This window comes from Streptomyces sp. NPDC097981 (assembly GCF_040302565.1).
Classification (GTDB): domain Bacteria; phylum Actinomycetota; class Actinomycetes; order Streptomycetales; family Streptomycetaceae; genus Streptomyces.
The window spans coordinates 1-2,499 of the sequence record NZ_JBEORW010000158.1 but is presented as its reverse complement, the minus strand read 5'-3'; the positions used below and the strand labels follow the sequence as shown (position 1 = coordinate 2,499).

Sequence of the window (2,499 nt, the reverse complement as noted above, 5' to 3'; positions counted from 1 at the left end):
TGCTGCCGGTCTGGCCGCGACTTCGCTCGCGTGGGGTCCGTGGGCCGAGGGCGGCATGGCCGCCGACGAGGCCCTTGAAGCCCGCATGCGCCGGGACGGCGTGCCCCCCATGAGCGCGCAGCCGGCGATCCGTGCCCTCCGGCAGGCGGTTGCCGCCGGGGACGCCTCGCTCACGCTGGCCGACGTCGAGTGGGAGCGGTACCTCTCCGGCCACACGGCCGTACGCCGCAGTGAACTGTTCAGCGAGCTGAGCGAGGTACGCGCCGCTCGTGCGGGCACCGAGGCGCGTGCCCGGGCGACCGCGCACGCGGACGGGCCGGTCACCCTCTCCGGGCGGCTCGCCGCGCTCGCCCCCGCCGAGCAGGTGCGGGAGCTGCTCGACCTGATCCGTACCCACGTGGCGGAGGTCCTCGGGCACGCGGGTACGGACGCCGTCGGTGCCGAACGCGCCTTCAAGGAGCTTGGGTTCGACTCCTTGACCGCCGTCGAGCTCCGCAACCGCCTCGGCGCGGCCACCGAGCTTCGGCTGCCCGTCACGCTGATCTACGACTACCCGACGTCCGCCGCGCTGGCCGACCACCTCCGTGACGAGCTCGTCGGCAGCGTCCCCGTCTCCGGCGCCCTGCTGCCCGTCGCCACCGCCGTCGACGGTGACCCGATCGCGATCGTGGCCATGAGCTGCCGGTTCCCCGGCGGCATCGCGTCCCCCGAGGACCTGTGGCAGCTGCTGGCGCACGGTACGGACGCGGTCGCCGACTTCCCGGCGGACCGCGGCTGGAACCTCGACCGCCTGTACAGCGCCGACCCGGACCAGCCGGGCACCTCGTACACCCGCAAGGGCGGTTTCGTCGCCGGAGCGGCGGAGTTCGACGCCGACTTCTTCGGGATCTCCCCGCGCGAGGCCCTCGCCATGGACCCGCAGCAGCGGCTCCTCCTGGAGACCTCGTGGGAGGCCTTCGAGCGCGCCGGGATCGACCCGACCACGCTGCGCGGCAGCCGGGCCGGCGTGTTCGTCGGCACCAACGGCCAGGACTACCTCTCGCTCGTCGCCCGCGAGCAGGACGGCCTGGAGGGCCACGTCGGCACGGGCAACGCGGGCAGCGTCATGTCCGGCCGCGTCTCGTACGTGTTCGGTCTCGAAGGCCCTGCGGTCACCGTCGACACGGCGTGCTCTTCGTCGCTGGTCGCCCTGCACTGGGCGATCCAGGCCCTGCGCAACGGCGAGTGCTCGCTGGCGCTGGCCGGCGGCGTCACCGTCATGTCGACGCCCGAGAACTTCATCGACTTCAGCCGCCAACGCGGGCTGGCGGAGGACGGCCGGATCAAGGCGTTCGCGGCGGCCGCCGATGGAACGGGCTGGGGCGAGGGCATCGGCATGCTGCTCGTCGAGCGGCTCTCCGACGCGCAGCGCAACGGACACCCGGTGCTGGCCGTGGTCCGGGGCTCGGCGATCAACCAGGACGGCGCGAGCAACGGGCTCACCGCCCCCAACGGTCCCTCGCAGCAGCGCGTCATCCGCCAGGCCCTGGTGAGCGCCGGCCTGTCGGCCGCCGAGGTCGACGCGGTCGAGGCGCACGGCACGGGCACGCGTCTCGGTGACCCCATCGAGGCCCAGGCGCTGCTGGCCACGTACGGCCAGGACCGCGCCGACGGCCGGCCGCTGCTGCTGGGTTCGGTGAAGTCGAACATCGGCCACACGCAGGCCGCCGCCGGAGCCGCGGGCATCATCAAGATGGTGCTGGCCCTGCAGCACGGGGTGCTGCCGCGGACCCTGCACGTGGACGAGCCGACCCCGCACGTCGACTGGACGGCGGGTGACGTCGAGCTCCTGACCGAGCAGCGGGCGTGGCCCGAGACCGGTCGTCCGCGCAGGGCCGGCGTCTCCTCGTTCGGCATCAGCGGCACCAACGCCCACACCATCATCGAGCAGGCGCCGGACACCGAGCACTCGGCGCCCGCCGACGCGCGGCCGACCGTACGACCGGACCGCGTCCTGCCGTACCTCCTCTCCGGCAAGACCAAGGACGCCCTCCGGGCGCAGGCGGCGGCGCTCACCGCGCACCTGGACGCATCCGAGGACGCCGTCGCGGACGCGGTGGACCTGGCGTACTCCCTCGCCACGAGCCGCGCGCACCTCGACCAGCGCGCCGCCCTCGTCCTGCCCGTCACAGACGCCCAGGACCTGCGGGACGCACTCGCACGGCTCGCCGCCGGCGAGTCCGCGCCCCGGCTTGCCACGGGCACGGCCGGCGACGGCCGCACCGCCTTCCTCTTCACGGGGCAGGGCAGCCAGAGGCTGGGGATGGGGCGCGAGCTGTACGACGCCCATCCGGTCTTCGCGGACGCGTTCGACGCCGTCTGCGCGCAGCTGGACGCGGTGCTCGACAGGCCGCTGAAGGACGTGCTGTTCGGGGCGGACGCGGCTGTTCTGGACCGTACGGAGTACGCGCAGCCGGCGTTGTTCGCGGTCGAGGTGGCGTTGTTCCGGCTCGTGGAGAG

At 73.9% G+C, this 2,499-nt stretch carries 1 protein-coding gene; it reads left to right on the top strand.

Translation table 11 applies throughout. The features are described from left to right. Positions 1-2,499: type I polyketide synthase (locus ABTY04_RS40740; RefSeq protein WP_352218476.1), on the top strand; the 2,499-nt coding region annotated here is incomplete at both ends.